This window comes from Achromobacter sp. ACM04 (assembly GCF_014851465.1).
Lineage (GTDB): Bacteria > Pseudomonadota > Gammaproteobacteria > Burkholderiales > Burkholderiaceae_B > Achromobacter > Achromobacter aegrifaciens.
In genome coordinates, this window is the sequence record NZ_JACUZS010000004.1 from 601958 (window position 1) to 622450 (window position 20493).

A 20493-nucleotide genomic window follows, 5' to 3' on the forward strand; every position below is an offset into this window, starting at 1 on the left:
AACATGCGTCAACGCAATTTGCTGGATCTGCTGCTCCTGGCCGCCGTTTGGGGCGGCTCCTTTCTGTTCATGCGCCTGGCGGTGCCGGAATTCGGACCGATTGCGCTGATCGAGCTGCGCGTAGGGCTGGCCGCGCTGGTCCTGCTGCCCGCCGCGCTGTGGCGCGGCAAGCTGCCCGTCATCGCCCGGCACTGGAAAGCCTTGCTGATGGTGGGCGTGCTGAACGCGGCCGTGCCGTTCCTGCTGTTCGCCTATGCAGCGCAATCGCTGGGCGCAGGCTTCCTGTCGGTAGCCAATGCCGTGACGCCGGTATGGGGCGCGGTCATCGGCTGGCTGTGGCTGAAGGACAAGCTCGCCTGGACGCGCTCCCTGGGGTTGATGATAGGCGTGGTCGGCATCGTCGTGCTGGTGTGGGACAAGCTGAACTTCAGCGATGGCGGTACCGGACCAGCGGTCCTGGCCGCAGTGTCGGCGCCGGTGTTCTATGGCATTGCAGCAAACTGGACCAAGCGCTTCCTGACAGGCGTAGATGCCCTGGCCAACGCCACCGGCAGCATGATAGGCGCGACGCTGGTGCTGCTGCCGCTTGCGGTCACGCACTGGCCCGAAGCACCAGCGTCCATGCAAGCCTGGATCGCCACCATCCTGCTGGCGGTGCTGTGCACGGGCGCGGCGTACATCATTTTCTTCCGTCTGATCGCCAATGTCGGCCCCACCGGCGCCGTCAGCGTCACCTTCCTGGTGCCGATCTTCGGCGTGCTGTGGGGATCGTGGTTCCTGGACGAGAGCATCACGCCGTCGATCGCGGCGGGCGCCGCCATTATCCTGGTCGGCACGGCGCTGGCGCTGGGCTTGCTGAAGCGGCGCGCCTGAACGCCCGCGCTCAGTACTTGTCCGACGTCCCCGTCAGCGCCACCCCGATGCGCAGCAGCGTGTAGGACACCGCGTCGACCCAACGCCGCAGCCACCCCCGGCGCTGATACTCCAGTGGCCGGATGAAGCGCCCGCCTTCGCGGATGGCCGTCTCTAGCCGTTCCTGCAGGTCCCAGGAGAAGGGCTGGTCGTCCACGACCACATTGGCTTCGCGCGCCAGCAGCAGGCTGAAGGGGTCGAGATTGGACGAGCCCACCGTCGCCACGTTGTCGATGACCGCCACCTTGGCGTGCAGGTAGCTCGGCATGTATTCGTAGATCTCGATGCCGTCGCGCAGCAGCTGGTCGTACAGCGAGCGCGTGGCGTGGTACTGCATGCGGTACTCGATCTTGCCCTGCAGCAAGAGGCGCACGCGCACGCCGCGCGCCGCAGCCTTGGCCAGCGCACGGCGGAACTGGCGGCCGGGGAAGAAGTAGGCGTTGGCGATCAGGATGTCGCGGCGCGCATGCGCGATGCCGTACAGGTAGGCGCGCTCGAAGGTCTGGCGAAAGCGCAGGTTGTCGCGCAGCACCAGCGCGGCGCGCAGGTCGCCACAGGGCGCCACGGAAGCGTGGCGCGGCTTGAGCAGCCGCATGCGGTTCCAGTCGCGCGGATGACGGCGCAGGCGCGCCCAGTTCAGCCGCACCCACAGCAGTTCCTGGGCATAGGCGGCCTCGGTGACCAGCGGCCCCTGCACCTGCACGGCGAAATCGAAGCGCGGCCCGGTGATGCCGTCCGTCGGATCGCGGTCATCGTAGTCGTCGATGATGTTGATGCCGCCGATGAAGGCGATGCGCCCGTCGACCACAGTGACCTTTCGGTGCAGGCGGCGCAGCCGGCTGCGCGACGGAATGTAGCGCGCGAACCAGCGCGGCTCGGGACGGAAGATGCGGCACTGCGCGCCGGCGTTGGTCAGGCGCGTACGCAAGGGATCGACGAACTCTGCGCTGCCGAAACCGTCGAGCACCACGCGCACCTTGACTCCGCGCCGCACGGCCGCCTCCAGGCAGTCCAATACCTGGGAACCGGTGCGGTCCGGGGTGAAGATGTAGGTTTCCAGGTGCACGCTGACCTGGGCGGCGTCGATGGCCGCGCACAGCGCCGGAAAGAAGTCGGAGCCGTTCTGGAGCAACCGGATGTCGTTGCCCACCGTCCAGTCCAGCTTGGACTGCTCTGCCCTCACGGCAGTTCCAGCTCGGCCAGCAAGGGGGAATGATCGGAAAGCCTGGCCCATTCGCGGCCGCGCAGCACGCGCGCGCTGCGCACGGCAAAGCCGCGCTGGTAGATGCGGTCCAGACGGAACCAGGGGAACACCGCGGGGAAGGTGCGGGGCGGCGGCAGCAGCAGGCGCGAATTGCCATCCATGCCGAGTTGATTGGTGCGTTCCATGACGGACACGCCGCTATTGGGCAGCCCGCGCAGCGCGTTGCTCAGCCGTTTGACGGAGTCGCGCAGGCGCGGCAATTCGCCGCCATGGCTGCGCGGGGCATGCGAGAACACTTCATACAGGCCCAGCTGCTGCACGAACAGGGGCGCCAGACGGTCGCCCCAATCGTTGAAATCACCCGCGATGAGGATCGGCTCACCGTCCGGCACCATGCGGCGGATGCGCTCGGTCAGCGCCAGGATCTGGCGGCTGCGGCTGCCGGCGAACAAGCCCAGGTGCACGACGAAGCAATGCACCGCGCGCCCGTCGAGTTCGATGCGCGCGTGCAGCAGTCCGCGCTGCTCCAGCCGATGGTCGGAGATGTCCTGGTTTTCGTGGTCGAGGATAGGGAAACGCGACAACAGCGCGTTGCCGTGGTCCGTCTCATGGCGGATGGCATTGCGGCCGTAGGCCACGTCCAGCCGCAAGGCGGCGGCAAGCGATTCGTGCTGGGCGTCGAGCAGGGATTTCTGCTCATTGCGGCCCTGGACTTCCTGTAGGAAGACCAGATCCGGACGCAGGCCATACAGGCCCAGACGCAATTCGTTCAGGGAGTCGCGCCGGCCCAATGCCGAGCGGCCCTTATGTATGTTGTAGCTGACGACGCGGATGAGCGACATGGAAAATGGCGCCTTTCAAAACTGGGGAACCACCGGCCGCAGCAAAAAAAGCAGCCCGGCCAGCACCGCCCACAAGCAGGCGGCGTTTGCCAGATTACTCCAATTCAGAAGACAGTTCCTGCGCTTGCGGCGCACGCCCCTGCCCTCCAGGAACAACAACTTTCACTGTTCAATCGAGACGCGAACCCCGCAAGCAAACAACGCCCCCCAAGCCGGGCCGCACGGATCCGGCTCCGCCGGTCCGTAGCGGCCCCCCCCTGGGGGGGGAAGCGCCTACGGCGCTTCGGGGGGGATCACTTCGTTTCTACGTTGCGCAGACGGATGTGCAGTTCGCGCAATTGCTTCTCGTCGACCTCGGACGGCGCTTGCGTCAGCAGACACTGGGCGCGCTGGGTCTTCGGGAAGGCGATCACGTCGCGGATCGATTCGGCGCCAGTCATCATCGTGACGATGCGATCCAGGCCGAAAGCGATGCCACCATGCGGAGGCGCGCCGTATTGCAGCGCGTCGAGCAGGAAGCCGAACTTCTCGCGGGCTTCCTCGGCGCCGATCTTGAGCGCGCGGAACACCTTGCTCTGCACTTCCTCGCGGTGGATACGGACCGAGCCGCCGCCGATTTCCCAACCGTTCAGCACCATGTCGTAGGCCTTGGCGAAAGCCTTGCTGGGATCGGATTCCAGGAAGTCCTCGTGGCCGTCCTTCGGGCTGGTGAAGGGGTGGTGGGCGGCGGTGTAGCGGCCGTCTTCCTCGTCGTATTCGAACATCGGGAAGTCGACAACCCACAGCGGCTTCCAGCCGGCGGTGGACAGGCCGGTCTTCTTGCCGAATTCGCTGTGGCCGATCTTCACGCGCAGCGCGCCGATGGCGTCGTTGACGACCTTTTCACGGTCAGCGCCGAAGAAAATGATGTCGCCGTCCTGCGCGCCGGTGCGCTTGACCAGTTCGGCCAGGGCAGCGTCATGCAGGTTCTTGACGATGGGCGATTGCAGGCCGTCGCGGCCCTTGGCCACTTCGTTGACCTTGATGTAGGCCAGGCCCTTGGCGCCGTAGATGCCGACGAACTGGGTGTAGCCGTCGATCTCGCTACGCGACATCTCGGCGCCGCCCGGCACGCGCAAGGCGACCACGCGGCTGCCGGGCGCCGTGGCGGCGGCGGCGAACACCTTGAAGTCCACGTCGCGCATGACGTCGGTCATGTCGGTGAATTCGAGGTTCACGCGCAGGTCCGGCTTGTCCGAGCCGTAGCGGCGCATGGCTTCGGTCCAGGTCATGATCGGGAACGGCGTCGGCAGATCGACGTCCTGCACCACCTTGAACACGTGGCGGATCATGTTCTCGAAGATTTCACGGATCTCGAACTCGTTCAGGAACGAGGTTTCGCAGTCGATCTGGGTGAATTCGGGCTGGCGGTCGGCGCGCAGGTCTTCGTCGCGGAAGCACTTGGTGATCTGGTAGTAACGGTCGAAACCGGACACCATCAGCATCTGCTTGAACAGCTGCGGCGATTGCGGCAGCGCGAAGAAGTGGCCGGCGTTGACGCGCGAAGGCACCAGGTAGTCGCGCGCGCCTTCGGGCGTGCTCTTGGTCAGCATCGGGGTTTCGATGTCGATGAAGCCCAGCTGGTCCAGGAACTTGCGCACTTCGATGGACACGCGGTAGCGCAGCATCAGGTTGCGCTGCATCTGCGGACGGCGCAGGTCCAGCACGCGGTGCGTGAGGCGCGTCGTTTCCGAGAGGTTGTCGTCGTCCAGTTGGAACGGCGGCGTGACCGACGCGTTCAGGATCTCGACTTCCTTGCAGAGCACTTCGATTTCGCCCGAAGCCAGCTCGGCGTTGGCGGTGCCCGCCGGACGCTCGCGCACCAGGCCGGTGACGCGGATGCAGAATTCGTTGCGCAGGCGCTCCGCGGTGGCGAAGGCGGCATTGTCCGGATCGAACACGATCTGCGCCAGGCCCGCGCGGTCGCGCAGGTCGATGAAGATGACCCCGCCGTGGTCGCGGCGGCGGTTCACCCAGCCGTACAGGGTGACGGTCTGGCCGAGATGGTCACGGCAAACCTGGCCGGTGTAGCAGGTACGCATGCGGGGGACTCCGTTTATGTGCTTGGTTATAGCGTAAGGGTTACGAATCGGCGCGAGGCGTGTCTTGCACGCCGGGAGCCGGGACGGGCGCGGCCGGCCGGTCCGCGGGCGTCGCCGCCTGGACCGGGGCGACCACGCCCATGGAAACGATGTACTTCAATGCCGCGTCCACGCTCATCTGAAGATCCATGACGTCAGCGCGCGGAACCATCAGGAAAAAGCCGGACGTGGGATTCGGCGTGGTCGGCACGTACACGCTGATGTGATCGCCGGGAAGCCGGTCGGCCACTTCGCCGCTGGGCGTGCCGGTAACGAAAGCGATGGTCCAGCTGCCGGCGCGCGGATACTGCACCAGCACCGCGCGGCGGAACGCCTGACCATTCGGAGCAAGCACGGTATCGCTGACCTGCTTGACCGAGTTGTAGATCGAACGCACCAGCGGTATGCGTCCCAGCAGGTTTTCCCACTGGTCCACCATGGTGCGGCCGATCAGGTTGGCGGCGAATACGCCCGTCAGAAGCACCACCACGATGACCAGGACGAAGCGGAAGCCGGGGATGTCGATGCCGAACAGCGATTCGGACGACAGGAAGCCGGGCACGAACCCTTCGAGGGTCGCGACCAGCAAGCCCAGCACCCACACCGTGATGACCAGGGGAACCCAGATCAGCAGGCCGGTGATGAAGTACTTCTTGATGACGCGCATACGCATCGCGTGTGCTCTAGGAGGCGGCGCTACCGGCTGCAGGCGTCGCCGGGGCGGCCGGAGCTGCCGGCGCGGCTGCGGCTGCGGGCGCGGCGCTTTCAGCCGGCGCCGCCGGCGTGCTGGCCGAGGCCGAACCGCCGCTGCCGTTGCCGCGGAAGTCCGTGACATACCAGCCGGAGCCCTTGAGCTGGAACCCAGCCGCGGTCACCTGCTTGGAGAACGTGCTTTCGCCACATTCGGGGCAAACCGAAAGCGGCGCATCGGAAATCTTCTGCAAGACGTCTTTGGCATGGCCGCAGGCGCTGCACTTGTAAGCGTAAATGGGCATCTAGGGCTCCCAGGCGCGGGCCCGGCATATCAAGAGCCGCTGTCGCCGGACGCAATGTCCGGGGCCGGATCGGGTCGCAAGACCTGGTCCGAACGGAAGCGGCGGGTGGGCGAGGCCGGAAAAAATACGGGAAAGTCTTGAATTTTAGCGGTTTTTCGTGAACGGCCGGTGTCCGGCCCCGGCGGCCCGCCTTGGGCGGCGCCTCAGGGGCATCCCGAGGGCCGTCTCCCTAGACAGGAAGCAGGAACATGACCGCCGCCACCAGGGTCGGCGCCAGGGCCGACAGGAACAGCCGCCCCGACGAAATGCTGCCGTCCGGGAAGTGGTTCTTCAGGATGGCGAAGCCAGCCGGGTTGGGCGCATTGGCGATCACCGTCAGCCCGCCGCCCGTGACCGCGCCGGCCACCAGCATGTAGCGCCAGGCCTCGCTGGTGCCTTCGACCAGCGAGCCCAGGTAGGTCAGCGCGGCGTTGTCGGTGATGGCGGTGAGCGCGGTAGCGCCCCAGAACAGCACGAAAGGTTCAAGCCCGCCCAGCAGGTCCTGCAACCACCACTTCTGCAGGCCGCCCAGCACCACCAGCCCGGCCAGGAAGAAGCCGACCATCAGGCCTTCCTTGATCATCAGGCGGCTCTGGTGGCGCTTGTAGGCTTCGGCAAAGCCGATGAACATCATCAACAGGCCCAGGAAGATGGCCGGATGATGCGCGCTGAGCACCACGGCGACCAGGAAGACCAGGTGCACCAGCATGACCAGCAGCGGCACCGGCCCGCGCGCATCGCCGCCTTCGGGCGCGTCGACGCCGCCGCCCGTGCCCACCGAGCGCTCCAGCAGCGCCTTGCGGCAGATGAAGGTCAACAGCGCCGCATTCAGGCAGACGGCAATCGCGGCGCGCCAGCCGAAATGCTGCACCATGAAGGTGGAGTCCCAGCCGAAGGTGGAGGCCACCATCAGCACGGGCGGCGCGGCATAGGAAGTCAGCACGCCGCCGATGGAGACGTTGACGAACAGCACGCCCAGCGTCAGGTATTTGAAGCCCGCGCGCCCGCTGCTGCGGAAATAGGCGTCGCGCAGCAGAATGGCAGCCAGCGTCATCGCGGCGGGTTCGGTGATGAAGGAGCCGCCCAACGGCACCAGCGACATCACGACAAAGAAAGTGGCGAGTTCGCGCGGCAGCGGCAGCACGCGCGCCACCAGGCGCACCAGCGTCCCCACCAGTTCCAATATAGGCCGGCTGGCCGCCACCACCATGATCACGAAGACGAACAGCGGCTCGGTGAAGTTGCGCGTGTCCATGTACTCGATGGCATGAGAGGGGCCGGCCAGCGCCGCCATCGCCACGATCAGCACGAAGGCCCAGACGCCGAACACGGCCTCGACTTCGGAGAACAGATGCCAGAAGCCCGCATGCGGTCCGCCACGGTGCGCGAGCCGCGCGAAGAACGGAACCGAGAAGGTATGAAGAACCGCCACGGCGAACAGGAGGGTGGCGATGACTTCAAGTGTCTGGGGCATGTAAACGACTTCCGGAAGAGGGATACGACAGCGCGGACGCCGCCCGGCGGGCCTGCGGGACAAGGGTCGCAATATAGCGCAAGGCCCTTGCCGTGTAACGCAGGGTCAACACCAAGGCGCGCACGTCCGCGCCGCTATTCCCGCAGGTCTTGCGCGCTGGTCAATGCGTCCTGCGCGCATGCCGGAACGGCAGCAGCCGCAGGTCCAGCGCCGCGGGGCCGGGCGCGTCGACGTCGATGATCGCAGCGCACAGCGGCAGGAAGGCCGCTCGGAAGTGGTTCTTGGCCTTCACGCACAGCAGCCGCACCTGATCGAGATCGACGCCATGCAAGGTGAAGAAGCCCGGATCGTTGGCCGGCGCCACCAGCTCGGTGACGATGACCTGCACATTGGGCCTGTCGCGCAGCGACAGCAGCGCGGTGCGGCCGCAGCTCGTGCGCACGCCCGTTTCCATCGGACCCGTATTGCTGAATTCGCCATCGGTGTAGCGTTCGACCCGGAACGCCGCACGCACCGGCGCGCCGAAATCGCGGCTCACGCGGCCGCCCAGTTCCAGTTCGCAGTCGCCGCCCAAGCCCGCTTCGTGCGCGCGCTGCACTGCCTCCGGATCCGCGAAACTGGCGAACACGCAAGGCAGGTCGATCGACGTATCCAGCAAGGCGCGGAACAGCGCCGGCGTGTCGCACACGCCTCCCGACAAGGGGTTGTCGCCCGGGTCGGTGACGGCCACCAGGCCGCCCGCGCGCGCCGCTTCCACGGCTTGCGCCAATCCCTGTTGCGGCGTCGGCAAGGTGACCGCAAATGCGGGCTCCAGACGCCGCATCGCCGCCTTCATGGTTTCGGCCACGGCCTGCGCCCGCGCGCCGGCGGCATCGCGAGTCATGTCGGCCACCACCAGCACCGATGCCCCGGTATCGACGGTGTCCGCATACGGAAAGCCGCCAAACACCGAGACTTCGACCACGCCCTCGCCGCACTGGACTGCCGCGAGATCCTGCAATTCGCGCATGGGCCCGGCATCGGTGCGCATGTTGAAGCTGGACAACAGCAGGTCCGGCTTGGCCACCAGCACCCGCGGCGACAGCGTGCCGGCCTGCGTGCGCAGCAACATGTCGAGCACCCGGCTCGCCGCCTCGCGCATGTCTATGTGGGGATAGGTCTTGTAGCCGCTGGCGCAGTCCAGCAGGCCGCCCAGCTCAGGGGCCAGGTTGGCGTGCAGGTCGAAGCTCGCGCCCAGGGGCACGTCGGGCAACAAGGCCCGCACGGCCCGCACGAAATCCAGATCGGGTGTCTGGCGCAGGTCGGTGATGGCGGCGCCATGCAACGACAGGTAGACGGCGTCCCAGCCATCCTCATCCGCGGCCAGTCCGGCCAGCACCTCTTCGGTAAAGGCACGGTGCACGGCGTCGTCTATCGGCCCGCCAGGCAGAGCGGACGCGCAGCGCAAGGCCACGACCTCCCAGTCCGGATGCGCGCGGGCGAACTCGGCCACTTCGCCCAGTTCGGTGGCCGTGCCGGCGGCGGCGGCCAGGGCGTCGCCGCCCTTGCGCCACTCGCGTCGTTCGAAATCCGCCATGGTGCAGGGCGCCGGACAGAAGGCGTTGCCTTCGTACCAGAAGCGCGCCACCGCCAGCCTTTTCTTCGTGCGCTTGCCCATGCGTTTCCCCGCTTATTCCGGACGGATGTCGGTGCCTTCGATCAGGACGCGGTACTTCTCGCGCTCCGTCTGCAGATGCTGCGCCAAGGCTTGCGGCGTGCCGCCCATGGGCTGCGCGGCCAAGGCGGCCAACCGTTCGCGCGTGGCGGGCGCATCCAGCACCCGCTGGGCGGCGGCGTTCAGTTTGTCGATGACGGGCTGCGGCGTGCCGGCCGGCGCCATCACCACGAACCACGAGGTCAGTTCGAATCCCGGCACGGACTGCGCAATGGCGGCCACGCCCGGCGCGGCGGCCACTGGTTGGGCCGAGGTCACGCCCAGCGCCACCAGCTTGCCCGCCTTGATCAGCGGCAAGGCGGTGGGCAGGTTGTCGGCCGACAGGTCGATCTGGCCCCCCAGCAGGTCATTGTTGGCCTGGCTGGCGCCCTTGTACGGCACATGGCGGATGTCCACCTTGCCCATGCGCTTGATCATCTCCAGCGCCAGATGGCCCGAGCTGCCCACGCCGGGCGATCCCCAGTTCAGGCGGCCGGGCTCGGCGCGCGCGGTACGCAGCAGGTCGTCCATGTTCTTCAGGCCAGAGCCGGGATGCGTCAGCACCACGTTGGGCACCTGCGCCACGTAGGCAACCGGCGCGAAGTCCTTGGCCGGGTCGTAGCCGATCTTCTTGTAGACGTAGGCGTTGATGATCTGCGTGCCGGGCGTGCCCAGCAGCAAGGTATAGCCGTCCGGCTGTGCATGCGCCACCTCGGACGCGCCCAGGCTGCCGCCCGCGCCGGCCTTGTTGACCACCACCACGGACTGGCCGAGTTCCGCGCCCAGGCCTTCGGCCATCAGGCGGCCCAGCAAGTCGGTCGTGCCGCCAGCGGCGAACGGCACCACCAGGCGCACCGGCTGCTCCGGCCAGGCGGCGCTGGCCGGAGCAGCCGCGCCCAACGCGGCAGCCGCCGCAATCCCGAAAGTCCAACGACGCAACAGATGGGAAAACTTCATGACGCCCCCTTGAGCGAATGATGACGATGCAACGGCCTACGTGGCAATAAAACCGTTTGGTTTATTTTTACAACAAATATACCATGTGTTTTATTTGACAAACCACACCACTCACGACGCCATGAGCCGCATCATCCATCGCAACTCCAGCCCCCTGCCCATCGCCATCAAGGGCGAAGGCAGCTTCATCGTCGACCAGGAAGGCCGACGCTACTTCGACGCCTCGGGCGGCGCGGCGGTCTCGTGCCTGGGACACGCTCACCCCGAAGTGCGCGCCGCGGCCGTCGCGCAGCTCGACGCGCTGGAATACGCGCACACCAGCTTCTTCACCACCCCGGCCGCCGAAGAACTGGCCGATCTCCTGGCGGCCAACAGCCCGGCGGGCCTGGGCAACGCCTACTTCGTTTCGGGCGGTTCGGAAGCGGTCGAGACCGCCCTGAAGATGGCGCGCCAGTACCACGTCGAGCGCGGCGAGCCCGGGCGCTACCGCTACATCGCACGGCGCCAGAGCTATCACGGCAACACGTTGGCGGCCTTGTCGGTGGGCGGCAACGCAGGCCGCCGCGCGCTGTACCAGCCCGTGTTGATCGAAAGCCATCACGTCTCGCCCTGCTTTGCCCTGCACTACCGCGAAGCCGGGGAAAGCGACGAGCAATACACCGACCGCCTGGCGGCGGAACTGGACGCAGAGATCCTGCGGCTGGGTCCGACCACGGTATCCGCCTTCATCGCGGAAACCGTGGTCGGCGCCACTGCGGGAACGGTCGCGCCGGTACCGGGCTACTTTCGCAAGATCCGCCAGGTATGCGACCGCCATGGCGTGCTCTTGATCCTGGACGAGGTCATGTGCGGGCTAGGCCGCACCGGCAGTTATCACGCCTTCGAGCAGGAAGGCGTGGTGCCGGATCTGCTGACGCTGGCCAAGGGTCTGGGCGGCGGTTATGTGCCTATCGGCGCGGTGCTGGCGCACGACAGCGTCATCGGCGCCATCAACGCGGGCTCTGGCTCGTTCCAGCACGGCTACACCTACGTCGGCCATCCGGTGGCTTGCGCCGCGGCGCTGGCAGTGCAGCGCATCGTGCTGCGCGACAAGCTGGTGGCGCGCGTCGCCGACATGGGCGCGCAGTTCGGCGCCATGCTGGCAGCGCGCCTGGAACGACACCCGCACGTCGCCGACATCCGCGGCCGGGGCCTGTTCTGGAGCGTGGAGCTGGCCGAGGATCCCGGCAGCCTGCGCGCGTTCGCGCCGCAGCGCCGCCTGCATGCGCACATCAAGACGCAGGCGCGCGAACTGGGCCTGCTGTGCTATCCGGGCGGCGGCACCATAGACGGCAAGCTTGGCGACCACGTGCTGCTGGCGCCGCCCTACCTCAGCACGGCCGATGAACTGGCCTTCGCGGTGGACGCGCTGGCCAGCGCCATCGACCTGGCGCTGGCGGACGATGCGCCATAATACGCGGCACCTTACCCGGAGCGCAGATGGATAAAGCCGCCATCGACAAACTGATCGAAGCCCAGTTTTCCGCCCTGCCGCCCAAGCTGCGGCAGGCGGCCCGCTATGCGATCGATCATCCCAAGGACATCGCCCTGGAGTCGATGCGCGCCGCGGCCGGCCATGCCGGCGTGCAGGCCGGCGTCATGCTACGTCTGGCGCGGCAGCTGGGTTTCGATACCTACGAAGCGTTCCGCCAGCCCTACCGCGACTGGCTGGCCGAAGGCGGGTCCAGCTTCGCGGGCCGCGCCACCGCGCTGCGCAAGCGTCCGCAGCACGACGCAGACGCGGGACTGGTCGCCGACATCCTCGACGCCGAAGTGCGCAACCTGGGCAGCAGCCTGGGTCCCGCCGCCCTGCCCGCGCTGAAGGCCGCGCATGGCCTGCTGGCGGGCGCGCGCCGCATCTATGTCATCGGTCTGCGCAGCCTGTATCCAGCCGCCTATCACTTCAGCTATGCCTGCGGCATGTTCCTGGACAAGGTGACCTTGCTCAGCGGCGTCGGCGGCACCTTGGCCGATGAGTTGCGTCGCATCGGACCGGATGACGCGCTGGTCGCCTTCAGCCAGGCGCCTTATGCGCAGGCGGCAGTCACGGCCGTGGAATTCGCGCGTGAGCGCGGCGCCGGCGTGGTGGCGGTCACGGACAGCGCAGTGTCGCCAATCGCCCCGGGCGCCAAGGCGCTGCTGCTGGTGGCCAACGACACGCCCTCGCTGTTCCCCTCGGTGGTGCCTGCGCTGTCCATCGCGCAGACGCTGGCCGCCATGCTGGTGGCGCACAGCGGCGAGGAGAGCCTGCGCGAAATCGGCAACAGCGAAGCCCAGCTGCAACGCTTCGGCGTATACGCCGAAAAGCGGTAAGGACTCAGGCGATCGGCGCGGGCGGCTCCCCGCCTTGCTGCGCCTCTTTCATTTCCATCAGCAGGCTGTGCAGCATCTCGGTGGACAGCCCGTGCAGCACCAGCCGGTAGCCCGCGCGCAGGGTCGACATCGGCACCAGCGGATGGTTGTTGTTGACCAGGATCAGGTGCTGCGGCGCGCCCAGCAGCTTGGCCGCATAGATGCCGATGGTCTCGTCCAGCTGCAGCGAATTGGCCGCGCGCCAGAAGTCATTGTCGGTCAGCATCAGCTGATATAGCGGCGTGAAAAGCTCGATGGCGCTTTGCAGGTCCAGGAAATTCAGCTTGCCCTGCGGCATGTCTTCGAGCCGCAGATCGGGATCACGGATCATCGAAAAATCGACCCGCTGCGGCGCATGCATTTCCACGCCCGCATCGCGCAGCGCCTGGTTCAGGCGGATGACGAAGTTGAACAGGTTCAGGTCATGCTTGACGAAGAGTTCGTCCTTCAGGTCATCGATATCGCGCGGCTCCAGCGGCGTGGTCGTGACCGGCACCGGCGAGTTGGCGGCGATGAACGACAGAATCTGCGCGCCCAGGTGGAAGTGGCGCAGGATCAGCCAGTTGGCCTCCGGCGACACGAAGCGCTTCAAGCCCCACGCCAGGATGCGGTGCAGCAGCTTCGAATGCGACCAGCGGCGCGGCAGGAAGGTCTTGATGACCTGGATCAGGATGATGAAGGCGCGCGCCAACGGCCGCAGGAACGGCAGCAGGTATTGGCGCGAAGCGCAGCTGGAATCCGTCAGCCAGGCCTTCTTCACCTTGTCCGGCAAGGGCGTGCTGCGGTCCAGGTAGAGCGCAAGCCAGGGGCTGGGATCGGCGGGATCGTGCGGCTTGGCGAGGAATTCGGGTTCTTTGCTCATCACGCCTCGCCTTCCATCACGTGGTGGAACTGCATCAGGTAAAGCGCGGCCGTGCGGCGCGCCGTGTCGACGATGCGCTGCTCGGCGCGGCCGTCCTCATCGCAATCCAGCGCCAGTTCCACCGCCGACAGCCAGCGCGCCAGGTGATGCTCGTCGTTGTGACCGTGATACTCCAGGAAGCGGAAGGCGTCCGGCGGCAGTTTCAGGCTGGCCTTGAGCAGCGGCAGCAGCGCCGGCACGATGCGCTGGCCCGTGCCTTCGATGATGTAGATGGCGCCCAGCAGGCCGATGGGGTCGCGCGTGGCGGCCAGGCCGTGCAGATAGGCGTTGAGCGCTTCGCCGCCGGGATTGCGGCGCAGGGCGTCAATGTCGGCGACCTCGCCGCCCGCGGTGCGATAGTCCTGGAACAGGATCTGGAAGTCGTTCTGCTCTTCGCCCGCATGCGTGTCGATCAACGCCGCAAGCGGCGCGTATTGCTCCGTCAGCGAGGCCGCGCCTTCGCGCATCCACTTGCTGCCTTCGCGCACCTGCGGAATCCAGTTCTCCATCCAGTTCAGGTAGTCGGCCGTCTGGAATTGGCGGTTGCGCAGGCGCCGCACCACCGGCGTGCGCCACACGCGCGAGCGGTAGTCGTGCCAGATTGCGGCCAATTCGGTCAGCAGCTGGCCCAGGCCCTGGGGCGCCATGTCCGGGTCATGCGGCGGCGCGATGGCGGCAGCGTCATCGCTGTTCGCGTCCTCGCGCGGCGCAGCCGCGGCCGGCGCGCCCGCGGCGACTTGCGGGGCGTGGACGGCCTCGGCCTCCAGCAGCATGTAGGCGGCCATGAAACGGCCTGATTCCGGGATGTAGCAGAAGATCTGCTCGCCCGGTTTCACTTCGCGCGTTTCCAGGAACTCCGCCAGCATGATCAGGATGGACGCCGCGCCGGTATTGCCGCGCCACGCCAGGTTGCTGAACCAGCGCTCGCGCGGGATCACCAGGCCGGCCTTCTCCATCAGGTCTTCCACCACCGGAATGAACTTCTCCGATGAGTAGTGGCACAGGAAGTGGTCGACCTGATCCGGATCCACCCAGCCGTCGCGCACCAGCTTGGCGTATTCATGGATGCCGATGTCGAACAGGTGCGGCAGCAGGCGGATGTCCTGGCGCAGCGACAGCGCACCGTCGGCCTCGGCCTCGTTCCAGGACGGATAGTCCAGATGGCCGCGAGCGCGGTCGGCCGACAGGCCCAGCTGCATGCACACCGGATAGTCGCCCGAGAACGAGCGCTGGTGCACCCACTTCAAGCGCAGGCGCACGCCCTGCGAAGCGCCCGGCAGGGGCCGGCCGCTATTGCCCAGCAGCACCGCTCCCGCGCCGTCGGACAGCATCCAGCGCAGGAAATGCGCGTCGAAGTCGGCGTCGTAGCCGCGCGCCGCGAAGCGCGAACGCTTGAACAGCCGCGACGGCAGCTCGCTGGCCACGGCCAGGGCGCTGGCATGGCCGCCCAGCTCCACACCCTGCGCGGCCGTCTGGATGGCCGATACGCCCGCGGCGCAGATGCCGTGCACCGACAGGGTTTCCATCGGATGCGCGGCCAGCTCGCCCTGGATCATGTTGGAGAAGCCCGGCATCAGCGCGTCCCCGCCCGACGAGCCGCTGGCCAGCAGCGACACGGCGGACAGGTCGCTGTCGTTGCGCCGCAGGCAATCGCGGATGGCGTTGGCCGCCAGTTGCGCGTTGCTGAACACCGTGGCGCCTTCCTGGTCGATCGCGTAGTAGCGCTGCTTGATGCCGTTCTCGGCCAGGATGCGGCTCTTGATGCGGCTGGACATGCGGTTCAGCGGCGCGATGTAGCTGTCCATGGCATCGTTGGACACGGGTTCGCCCGGCATGAAATAGCCGGCGCTTTCCAGATAGACACGATGAAACGCGATGGGCATGAGAGGCCTCTGGTGGATATAGGGTGTGTGGCGCTAGCGGATGTGCTCGGGCGCCATGCATGAACGGCTGCGAAAGCGCGGCAGGAAGGCGCCCAGCACGAACACGCGGAACATGTAGGGCGTGAGGCCGGGCTCGTTCAAGGCCGGATTCACGCGGCTGCGGTATTGCTCGCGATGCAGGCGCTCCAGTTCGGACCAGTGCGCCCGCGGGTGCTCGTGGTGCGCCGTGTGCAGGCCGATGTTGAAGAGCAGCGGATTGACCAGCCCTTCGAAATTGCGCGCATAGTTCAGGCCCGCGACGGCCCGGGGGCCGCCGTCGGCATGGGCATGCTGCAGATAGTTGGTGGCCAGCAGCCAGTGCAGGCCGTGCAGCTGCGGCACGATGACGAACACCAGCGCCTTCATGGGATTCATGGCCAGCAGTCCGCCCCACAGGCCCAGCCACACGCCGTACTGCGCCATGCAATAGCGCCAGGCGCCCGGCCAGTGGCGGCGCAGGCGGCCCAGCCAGGCGAAGAACAGCGGGTACAGCACCCAGCCGGCCTGCAAGGGATGGATCAGGTAGCCCCACAGATGGTTGGTGTCGCCACCGAAGCGGTAGGTGCGCGCCACGTCGCGCGCGCCGTGCTTGTAGCGGTGGTGATTGGCCACGTGCGCCGGGTAGAACACGAAGGTCGGATGGCCCTGCAGCAGCGTGATCCAGAAATCGGTGGCGCGGTTGGTCCAGCGCCCCCGCCACATGCGGATATGCGTGTGGTTGTGGTGGATGACACCCACGCCCAGGGTCAGGAACAGCATCAGGCCGTACAGCGGCCACCAGAACCCGTGCACCCATTGCCAGGCCGCCAGCGCGGGCAATGCGCCCAGATAGGCCAGGCTTTGCCAGTCGCGCCGGTTGCGCAGCGACGGCAGCCGGCGCTGCCGCTTAAGCGCGCCCGCCAAGCGATTCTCGTTGCCGGAAAGCATTCAGCTGGGACTGCGCCGCCTCGGCCTTCAGGCGGGTGCGGAACAGGCGGTCCATGAAGGTGAACTGGAAGCCGTAATTGCCGTTGTAGCAGGCGTGGTGCAGATGATGGCGGCGGCTGGCGGCAAACCAATGCGCGTAGGACACATTGGGGAAGAAGTCGTAGTTGGCGTGGCCGATGCAGTTGAAGAACAGGCTGAACAGCGGCACCGACGCCAGCGACCAGAAGCTGAAGTCATGCAGCACCATGGGCAGCATGATCACGTTGCCTAGCATCAGCGCCTCGATGGGATGAAAGCTATAGGTCGAGAACGGCGTGGTCACGACCGAACGGTGATGCGGCAGGTGGAAGCGGCGCAGCAGCTTCGTGTGCAGCAGGCGGTGGTTGATCCAGAAATGCACGTCGTTCCAGGCCACCAGCACCAGGATTTCGACAGTGATCTTTTGCCAGCTGGCATCCGGATCCAGGTGCGCCCAGCCCAGCTGCAACAGGCCCCACGGAAAAATCATGCCGGTGCCGAACAGCAGGATGGACAGGCCGGATTGCGCGAACTCGCGCCGCAGTTGCCCCGGCGCCAACGGACGCGGATCCAGCGGGCGTCCGATGCCCAGCGCCGGCAGGATGTGGTGCGTCAGCAGCCAGGTGGCCGCACCGAAGACCAGATAGATGCCGCCGAAGAAAAGCAGGCCCGCCAGCATGACTTGCCAGGCGGACAAGGCTACAAAAGCTTGGGCCATGAACGTTCTGTTTCACCCGAAGAATGGGCGCATGATAAGCAATCCGTCAGCTTCCCGGTAGGACATTTATTACAAAATGAATCCGAAGGCCACAAAGCTGGCGGACTGCTCACCAAGTTCGGGCTACTGGCAGGGATATTGCCGGTTCAGCCCCGCCACGGCGGCGTCCATGCGCGCGGCCAAGCCCGCGCTGGCGGACGGCATGGGCATGCGCAGCTCCTCGCTCAGCAGGCCCTGCCGTCCCAGCTGCGCCTTCAGGGGGCCGGGATTGGGCTCGGCGAACGTCAGCTGGATGATGGGGACCAGCGCGTGGAACAGCTTCCTGGCCAAGTCCAGCTGCTGCGCCTTCACCGCCTGATGCATGGCCACGAACAGATCGGGGCGGATATGCGCGGCGGCCGCGATCATGCCCGAACCCCCCAGGCTCATCACGGACAGCGCCTGCAGGTCCTCGCCTGCCAGCACGTGCATGTTGCCGTCGGCGATCAGCGCGATGGTCTTTTCCAGCGAACCGCCGCAGTCCTTGATCGCCGCGATGTTGGGATGCGCCGCCAGCGCCAGCAGCGTCGCCGTGTCCAGGGTCGTACCTGTGCGGTAGGGAATGTCGTAGAGCACCAGGGGGAAGCGCGAGGCATCGGCCAGGCAGCGGAAATAGGCGGCGGCGCCTTCCTGGCCGGGCCGCACGTAATACGGCGCGGGCGCCAGGATGCCGGCCAGCGGACGCGTGCCGAAGGCGGCCAGGCGCTGCATCACGTGTCCGTGGTGGTTGCCCGCCAGGCCCATGATGACGGGCAGCCGGCCCGCTTCGGTCAGCACGGCGTCCAGCACCGCCAGTTGCTCGGCGTCATCCAGCGCCGCGGCCTCGCCGGTGCTGCCGCACACGACCAGCCCGTCCACGCCCGCGGCGGCATAGTGGCGCACCAGGCGGCGCAAGGCCCCGCCATCCACGGCGCCGCCGGCAAACGGCGTGACCAGCGGCACCCAGACGCCCTGGATCGGAGATTGATGATGAGATTGCATGAGAACACTCCTTCGGTGTAAGCGGACCGTGGTTGGGGACCGTACAGAAGTGCTCGGGATGTCAGGGGATGCGCGGACGGCGCCAAGCGCCGCCAGGAGGCCGCTGTTCCGTCGCCCATCTGACGGAACAGCATGCTCCGGTCAGATGAGCGGCTGTTTTTTGGATTTCAGGCCGGCGCAAACCAGCACCACGCCCTGGGCGCGGAACGGGAAAGCGGATTGGTTGGCCTGATGAATCATGTATGGATTGAATGCAGTGGTCTGCAAGCGCAGATGCGGGAATCTACCGGGAGCCCGCAACGCTGTCAACGCCGCGTCTCAGCCCAGGCTGGCCAGGAACACCGCGCACAGGGCTTCCATGCCCTGGCGGTCGTCTTCGTCAAAGCGGTCGGGCACGGGGCTGTCCACGTCCCACACGCCGATCAACTGGCCCTGGTGCACCAGCGGCACCACGATCTCGGAACGCGAGGCCGCATCGCAGGCGATGTGGCCGGGAAAAGCATGCACGTCGGGCACCAGTTGGGTCTGGCGCTGGCTGGCGGCCGCGCCGCACACGCCGCGGTTCAGCGGGATGCGCACGCAAGCCGGCTTGCCCTGGAAGGGGCCCAGCACCAGTTCCGTGCCGTCGTAGAAATAGAAGCCCGCCCAGTTCAGGTCAGGCAGGGCCTGATAGGCCAGCGCGCTCAGGTTGGCGGCATTGGCGATGCGGTCATGCTCGCCTTCGAGCAGGGCGCGGGCCTGGGCGACCAGTCCGGCATACAGGGCGGCCTTGGAATCGGCGACGATGGGAGCGGCTTCGAACATGGGAAATGTAACTGTACAGGCGGTTATCGATGCAGGTGATTTTAGGGCTTGGCGCCATTAAGGGGGCCGGGCCGCTGCCGTGTGGGACAATAGTTTTTTGCCGAATGTTTTTTCCGCCGGGCCACCCCAAGGGATCAACCGCCCGTATTTTCCTACCCTTCTTGATCAAGAAGCACTCCATGGACAAGCCTCTCGAACCTGCGTTTTCCTTTTCGGAACGCGCCCAGCAACTCACCAGCTCCGCCATCCGCGAAATCCTCAAGGTAACCGAGCGCCCCGAAGTCATCTCGTTCGCTGGCGGCCTGCCGGCGCCCGGCGGCTTCCCGGTAGAGGTAGTTCGCGCGGCATTCGACAAGGTACTGTCCACCAACGGTCGCGCCGCGCTGCAGTACGGCCCCACCGAAGGTTTTGCGCCGCTGCGCCAATGGGTTGCTGACGACCTGAACAAGGCCGGCGCCAGCGTCGCCGCAGACCAGATCCTGATCGTGTCGGGTTCGCAGCAAGCGCTGGACCTGCTGGGCAAGGTGCTGATCGACAAGGACAGCAAGGTGCTGGTCGAAGACCCCAGCTACCTGGGCGCGCTGCAATCGTTCAGCCTGTACCAGCCCAACTTCGTGCCGGTGCCCACCGACGAAGGCGGCCTGATCCCCGAAGCCATCACGCCTGAACTGGCCGAAGGCGCCCGCTTCCTGTACGCCCTGCCCAACTTCCAGAACCCCACCGGCCGCACGCTGAGCCTGGAACGCCGCATCGCGCTGGTCAAACGCGCCGCGGAACTGAACCTGACCATCGTCGAGGACGATCCCTACGGCGAACTGCGCTACGCAGGCGAACCGCAGCCGGGCCTGATCGCGCTGGCCGCCGAGTACGGCGCCAACGTCGTGCGCCTGGGCACGTTCTCCAAGGTGCTGGCTCCCGGCCTGCGCCTGGGCTACATCGCTGCCGCGCGCCCGCTCATCAACAAGCTGGTGCAAGCCAAGCAGGCCACCGACCTGCACACGCCCACGCTGACGCAGATGGCCGTGTACGAGATCGTCAAGGAAGGCTTCCTGGAAGAGCACCTGCCCAACGTCCGCGAGATCTACCGCGCCCAGGGCAGCTGCATGCTGGATGCCATCAAGCAGGAATTCCCGGACACCGTCACCTGGACCAAGCCGGAAGGCGGCATGTTCATCTGGCTGACGTTGCCCGAGCACATCGACAGCACCAAGCTGCTGGAAAAGGCCATCGCGCAGAACGTGGCGTTCGTGCCCGGCGCGCCGTTCTATTGCGGCGCCGGCAAGACCAACACGCTGCGCCTGAGCTTTGCCACCGTGCCGGAAGACAAGATCCGCCGCGGCATCGCCATCCTCGGCAAGCTGCTAAAAGCCGAGGTGTAGTAGGTCCCCCCCCGAAGCGCCTGTGGCGCTTCCCCCCCAGGGGGGCGCCGCTACGGACCGGCGGAGCCCGGATCCGTGCGGCCCCGCTTTCGCCACGACAGTGACGATATGACGCGGGTGCCTCGAAGGGGGGGTAGGACATGAACGGCGGCCGGGCGCGATGTCCGGCCGCCGTTG

The 20493-nt window shown here is 66.7% G+C and carries 18 protein-coding genes; 4 read left to right on the plus strand and 14 right to left on the minus strand.

What is annotated here, in order from left to right; all coding sequences use genetic code 11:
* Window positions 1-3: 3 nt before the first annotated feature.
* Entirely contained in the window at window positions 4-873 is an 870-nt protein-coding gene (locus tag IB259_RS24705; RefSeq protein WP_054457120.1) for a DMT family transporter, read from the plus strand.
* 10 nt (window positions 874-883) lie between these two features.
* Here the strand turns inward: IB259_RS24705 and clsB are convergent, their stop codons facing one another.
* The 8 genes from clsB to IB259_RS24745 form a co-directional block, all read right to left on the minus strand.
* Window positions 884-2095 carry a cardiolipin synthase ClsB gene (clsB, locus tag IB259_RS24710; RefSeq protein WP_054457122.1) on the minus strand — a complete coding sequence of 404 codons (1212 nt, stop codon included), beginning with the start codon at window positions 2093-2095 and terminating at the stop codon, window positions 884-886.
* A complete protein-coding gene (locus IB259_RS24715) occupies window positions 2092-2958 on the minus strand; it encodes an endonuclease/exonuclease/phosphatase family protein (protein WP_054457124.1) in 867 nt (288 codons plus the stop codon). Before IB259_RS24715 ends, clsB begins: the two co-directional genes overlap by 4 nt.
* A gap of 293 nt (window positions 2959-3251) precedes the next feature.
* Window positions 3252-5039: an aspartate--tRNA ligase gene (gene aspS, locus IB259_RS24720; RefSeq protein ID WP_054457125.1), complete on the minus strand. Its 1788-nt coding sequence runs from the start codon at window positions 5037-5039 to the stop codon at window positions 3252-3254.
* Window positions 5040-5079: 40 nt separating this feature from the next.
* Complete coding sequence (locus IB259_RS24725) at window positions 5080-5745, minus strand: DUF502 domain-containing protein (protein ID WP_054457127.1); 666 nt, start codon at window positions 5743-5745, stop codon at window positions 5080-5082.
* A 16-nt stretch (window positions 5746-5761) separates the two neighbouring features.
* Entirely contained in the window at window positions 5762-6073 is a 312-nt protein-coding gene (locus tag IB259_RS24730) for an FmdB family zinc ribbon protein (protein WP_192330366.1), read from the minus strand.
* Window positions 6074-6302: 229 nt separating this feature from the next.
* Window positions 6303-7586, minus strand: a complete 1284-nt coding sequence (locus IB259_RS24735; protein WP_054457131.1) for a putative Na+/H+ antiporter — start codon at window positions 7584-7586, stop codon at window positions 6303-6305.
* 160 nt (window positions 7587-7746) lie between these two features.
* On the minus strand, window positions 7747-9243 hold the full coding sequence (locus tag IB259_RS24740) for a M81 family metallopeptidase (protein WP_192330368.1): 1497 nt from the start codon (window positions 9241-9243) through the stop codon (window positions 7747-7749).
* Between the two features lie 12 nt (window positions 9244-9255).
* A complete protein-coding gene (locus IB259_RS24745; RefSeq protein ID WP_054457135.1) occupies window positions 9256-10236 on the minus strand; it encodes a tripartite tricarboxylate transporter substrate binding protein in 981 nt (326 codons plus the stop codon).
* A gap of 121 nt (window positions 10237-10357) precedes the next feature.
* Between IB259_RS24745 and IB259_RS24750 the strand changes: the two genes are divergently transcribed.
* Entirely contained in the window at window positions 10358-11689 is a 1332-nt protein-coding gene (locus IB259_RS24750; RefSeq protein WP_192330370.1) for an aspartate aminotransferase family protein, read from the plus strand.
* A 26-nt stretch (window positions 11690-11715) separates the two neighbouring features.
* Window positions 11716-12588 carry a MurR/RpiR family transcriptional regulator gene (locus tag IB259_RS24755; protein WP_119451790.1) on the plus strand — a complete coding sequence of 291 codons (873 nt, stop codon included), beginning with the start codon at window positions 11716-11718 and terminating at the stop codon, window positions 12586-12588.
* A 4-nt stretch (window positions 12589-12592) separates the two neighbouring features.
* On the opposite strand, the gene IB259_RS24760 is transcribed toward IB259_RS24755, so the two are convergent.
* The 6 genes from IB259_RS24760 to IB259_RS24785 all read right to left on the minus strand — a co-directional run bounded on the left by IB259_RS24760 (window position 12593) and on the right by IB259_RS24785 (window position 18937).
* Entirely contained in the window at window positions 12593-13489 is an 897-nt protein-coding gene (locus IB259_RS24760; protein WP_054457139.1) for a hypothetical protein, read from the minus strand.
* Window positions 13489-15411, minus strand: coding sequence for a StlD/DarB family beta-ketosynthase (locus IB259_RS24765; RefSeq protein WP_054457141.1), 1923 nt, complete (start codon window positions 15409-15411; stop codon window positions 13489-13491). Before IB259_RS24765 ends, IB259_RS24760 begins: the two co-directional genes overlap by 1 nt.
* 33 nt (window positions 15412-15444) lie before the next feature.
* Window positions 15445-16377, minus strand: coding sequence for a fatty acid desaturase (locus tag IB259_RS24770; protein ID WP_225596927.1), 933 nt, complete (start codon window positions 16375-16377; stop codon window positions 15445-15447).
* Window positions 16337-17113 (minus strand): sterol desaturase family protein, encoded by a 777-nt coding sequence (locus tag IB259_RS24775; protein ID WP_054457145.1) that lies wholly within the window; start codon window positions 17111-17113, stop codon window positions 16337-16339. The genes IB259_RS24770 and IB259_RS24775 overlap by 41 nt, the downstream gene beginning before the upstream one ends.
* 123 nt (window positions 17114-17236) lie before the next feature.
* Entirely contained in the window at window positions 17237-18133 is an 897-nt protein-coding gene (gene dapA, locus IB259_RS24780; RefSeq protein ID WP_175181578.1) for a 4-hydroxy-tetrahydrodipicolinate synthase, read from the minus strand.
* Window positions 18134-18451: 318 nt separating this feature from the next.
* Entirely contained in the window at window positions 18452-18937 is a 486-nt protein-coding gene (locus IB259_RS24785) for a GAF domain-containing protein (RefSeq protein WP_119451789.1), read from the minus strand.
* 179 nt (window positions 18938-19116) lie between these two features.
* Here IB259_RS24785 and IB259_RS24790 point away from each other — a divergent pair, with 179 nt between their 5' ends.
* Complete coding sequence (locus IB259_RS24790; RefSeq protein WP_119451792.1) at window positions 19117-20316, plus strand: PLP-dependent aminotransferase family protein; 1200 nt, start codon at window positions 19117-19119, stop codon at window positions 20314-20316.
* The last annotated feature ends 177 nt before the right edge of the window (window positions 20317-20493 follow it).